Source organism: Amycolatopsis rhizosphaerae, from assembly GCF_007713715.1.
Lineage (GTDB): Bacteria > Actinomycetota > Actinomycetes > Mycobacteriales > Pseudonocardiaceae > Amycolatopsis_E > Amycolatopsis_E rhizosphaerae.
On the sequence record NZ_VJWX01000611.1, the window covers coordinates 1 to 3,859 of the forward strand.

The 3,859-nt window shown below is 73.4% G+C and carries 4 protein-coding genes; 2 read left to right on the plus strand and 2 right to left on the minus strand.

What is annotated here, in order from left to right; genetic code table 11:
- Window positions 1-646: phospholipase domain-containing protein (locus FNH05_RS34135; RefSeq protein WP_144592979.1), on the plus strand; the 646-nt coding region annotated here is incomplete at its 5' end.
- An 18-nt stretch (window positions 647-664) separates the two neighbouring features.
- Here the strand turns inward: FNH05_RS34135 and FNH05_RS34140 are convergent.
- On the minus strand, window positions 665-2,149 hold the full coding sequence (locus FNH05_RS34140; protein ID WP_144592980.1) for a multicopper oxidase family protein: 1,485 nt from the start codon (window positions 2,147-2,149) through the stop codon (window positions 665-667).
- Window positions 2,146-2,556 (minus strand): hypothetical protein, encoded by a 411-nt coding sequence (locus FNH05_RS34145; RefSeq protein ID WP_144592981.1) that lies wholly within the window; start codon window positions 2,554-2,556, stop codon window positions 2,146-2,148. The genes FNH05_RS34140 and FNH05_RS34145 overlap by 4 nt, the downstream gene beginning before the upstream one ends.
- 191 nt (window positions 2,557-2,747) lie before the next feature.
- On the opposite strand from FNH05_RS34145, the gene FNH05_RS34150 reads away from it, so the two are divergent.
- Window positions 2,748-3,859 (plus strand): sensor histidine kinase (locus tag FNH05_RS34150; RefSeq protein ID WP_144592982.1); only part of this gene is annotated, 1,112 nt, incomplete at its 3' end.

Here is a 3,859-nt window from a genome sequence, read left to right on the forward strand (position 1 = left end):
AGCGGGCACCAAGCCGGCCAGGGCGCTGCCGTGCCAGACCAACGCTTCGGTCTCGTCGTGGTACTACGGCTCGAACGGGGTCATCCAGCTCAACATCACGATGACCAACGAAAGCCCGCTCGCCACCAAGGCGGCCCATTTCGCGGTCTACGCCAACGCCTACCGCTCCGGCGGCCCCTGGCAGTACACCGTGCCCGCCTATGACCCGTCTTCGGGCGCGAACGGATCGGTCACCGACTTCTTCAACTGCGGCACCAATTTCGGCGGCGGAAACTACGATTTCACGGTGGTCGGGCCGAACCGGTTCCTGCGGCGGCTGCGGGGCAACGCCACGGGGGCCGCCAAGAACGCCGAGGCCCGCTCCCGGATCGCGGTCACGGCCAGCACCGGCAAACTGGCCCTGTGGCTGGATTTCGTCAACGGATCCGGTTCGGCGCAGACCTTCACCGTCACCTCGGACAACTACCGGGGCGACGGGCCGTGGACCTACAGCGTGCCCGCCGGGCAGACGGTGAGCGACTATTTCAACGCGGTCGCCTACACCGGCGGCTGGTACGACTTCACGGTCACCGTCTCCGGCGACAGCGGCTGGTCCCGCCGCTTCGCCGGGCACATCGAGACCGGGGCGCCCAGCGTCACCGGCTGAGGCACCGGGCACGCACCCTCACGCGGTGACGAAGTCGGCCATCATGGCCATGTCCTCGTGTTCGAGGTTGTGGCAGTGCAACAGGAACGTGCCGGCGTGGTCGGTGAACCGCGTGACGATTTCGACGGCCTCCGAGGGCCGCACGTCCACGGTGTCCTTCCAGCCCTGGTCGTAGGCACCGGGCCCGCCCGTGTTGCGGGAAAGCACCCGGAAGGCGTTCAGGTGGACGTGCACGGGGTGGTGGAAGTCCGTCACGAACCGCCAGATCTCGACCTTGCCCAGGGCGGGCCGGGCCAGGGCGCGCCCCGGCTGGTAGGCGAGGTCGTTGACGGTCCACTGGCCGTCGGTGCCCTGCCGGAACAGGAAGGTGCGGGTGGCCACGGCGTCGCGGGGATCCGGTTCCCCGCCCCCGGCGGCCAGCCGCGCGGGCACCGCCGAGTCGTCGGTGCGATCGGTGCCGGTGACGTCGAAGCGCATCACCTCCCCGGCGGGGCCGGAATCGAGGCGGTTCACCAGCCGCACGCTCGTCCCGGGGCGGTACCGCGAAAAGTCGACGACGACGTCGAACCGTTCCCCGGGCGCGATTTCCAGCGCGTCGTGGGCCAGCGGCCTGCTCAGCAGGCCACCGTCGCTGCCGATCTGGACCAGTGCGCCCCCGCCGGGCGGCGGCGGGTCGAGTTCCAGCCGGTAGCGGCGCGCGTTGGAGGCGTTGAGCAGGCGCAGCCGGTACCGCGCCGGGTCCGCGGCCAGCACCGGCCAGGGCGCCCCGTTGACCAGGACGACGTCGCCGAGGACCCCGTTCATGTAGGCGCCGGTGGCACCGCCCTCCGGCGCGGCGGGGTACTGGAAGGACCCGTCGGCGGCGAAGGAGCGGTCGGTGATCATCAACGGCAGGTCCCGCCGTCCCCGCGGCAGCGGCAGCGCGGCCTCTTCGTCGTCGGTCACCAGGTGGAAGCCCGCCAGCCCGCGCCATACGCTCGAACCGGTGCGGCCCATGCGGTGATCGTGGTACCAGAGGGTGGCGGCCCGCTGGTCCATCGGATACGCGTAGTCCCGCGGCGCGCCGCCGGGAGCGACGAGATCGGTGGGGTAGCCGTCGTGTTCGGCGGGGGTGTGCCCGCCGTGCAGGTGCACCACCGTCGGTTCGGAAAGCGCGTTCCGGTGGCGGACCACGGTGCGGCGGCCGGACCGCGACCGGAGGGTCGGGCCGGGGAACGTGCCGCCGTAGGTCCACGCCCGCGTGGTCAGGCCGGGCAGGATGCGCAGGTCCGCTTCCCGTTGCGTGATCTCGTAGTAGTCGGTCGTGCCGTCGGTGGCCGAGGGCGCCGCCACCTGCGGGACCGGCAGCGGCACCCGGTACCGGGGCGGCAGCGGCGCCGTGCTGCCGAGCAGCCGGCCGGGCTGGGCCGGGGCGAGCAGGCTGCCCGCCAGCGGCACGCCCGCACCGAGCACCCCGGCGCCCACCGCGGCCGCGCCGAGCCGCAGGACAGTGCGCCGCTTCACGCCGGTGCTCCCACCGCGCGGGAGGGCAGCGGAGCGCGCCACACCCAGGCGGCCATCCGCAGGATGCCCGCCACGAGCAGGGCGCCGACCGGCACGTGCACGATCAGGACGCGCGTCATGCCGAGCAGGACCTGCCCGGCCAGCAGCACCGGCAGCGCGAGTCCGCCCACCAGTACCGCCCGCGGACCGCCCGCCCGCCACAGGAACACCGCGGCCACGGCCTGCGCGACGGCCAGCGCACCCATCGTCATACCGGTCATCGAATGCATCTTCAGTGCGTCGTAGTGCCCGGCGAGGAAACCGCCCGCCAGGGCGGTCTGGACCAGTGCCAGCGCGGCGAGCACGACCGTCGTGGCGCGCAGGAGCAGGAACGGCCAGCGGCGGCGGGGAACGGGATCTGCTGTCACGTCGACCTTCTTTCGGATTCGGATGGTCGAAGACGATGCCGCCCACCGCGGCCCCGCGTCGTCGGGCGGGGGAGGGGTTTCACCGCTACCGCCCGCGTCGTAGGGCACCCGCGGATACCACGGGGGAAGCAGGCCGCCACTACCACGCTCGCCCGACGCCTTCGTGCGCGCGGATCGCCTACTGTGGGCGGATGCGCAAGGAAGTCGGGCGCGATCTGGCGCTCGCGGCCGGGCTCGCCGTGCTGGTGCCGGTCGGTGCCGTCACCGCCCCGCCGGGCCGCACCGGTCTCGACCTGCTGGGTGTGTCCCTGCTGGTGCTCGCGGCACTCGTACTGGTCCTCCGCCGTGCGGCACCCCTGCCGGTGCTGGCGGTCACCACGCTGTGCCTCGCCACCTACCTGCTCCGCGGCTACCCCGGAGTGGTCGCCGCGGTGCCGGAGATGTTCGCGCTGCACGCCGCGGTGAAAGCGGGGCACCGTCCCCTCGCGGGCCTGGCCGTGCTGGCCGCCCTCGCCGCGGGCTTCGGCGGCGATCTGGCCTTCGGCCGGAGCGGTGAGCAGCCCCCCGAGGTGTTCCAGCGCTGGTTCCTGCTGGTCGGCTGGCTGGTCGCGGCGAGCGTGGCGGGCGAGTTGTCCCGGCAGCGCGGGCTCAACCTGGCCCAGGCGCAACGGCGGGCCGAGGACGCCGAGGCCACCCGTGAGGAGACCGCCCGCCGCCGCGCGGACGCGGAACGCCTGCGCATCGCCCGTGAACTCCACGATTCGCTCACCCACTGCATCTCGATCGTGAAGGTGCAGGCCGGGGTGGCGGTGCACCTGGCACACAAGCGGAACGAGCCGGTGCCCGAGGCGCTGCTGGCCATCCAGCAGGCCAGTGGCGAGGCGATGCGGGAACTGCGGTCCACCCTGGAGGTGCTGCGGGACGACGCCCCCCGGCCCCGGGGCCTGGACCGGCTGGACGCCCTGCTGGCCGAGGTCCGGGAGGCGGGACTGCCGGTTCAGCTGGTGGTCGGCGGGCAGCCTCGGCCGCTGCCCGCTCCGGTGGACCTGGCCGCGTACCGCATCGTCCAGGAGTCGCTGACCAACATCGCCCGGCACGCGGGGACCGCCACGGCCTCGGTCCGGCTCGAGTACCGGGAGGACGAAGTGGACATCGCGGTGGCGGACGACGGAGAGGGCACGCGGGGCCGGGACTTCGTGCCGGGCGTGGGGCTGCTGGGGATGCGCGAACGGGTCGGCGACCTCGGCGGCTCGCTTCGGGCCGGGCCGCGCCCGGAGGGCGGTTTCGCCGTCCACGCCACGAT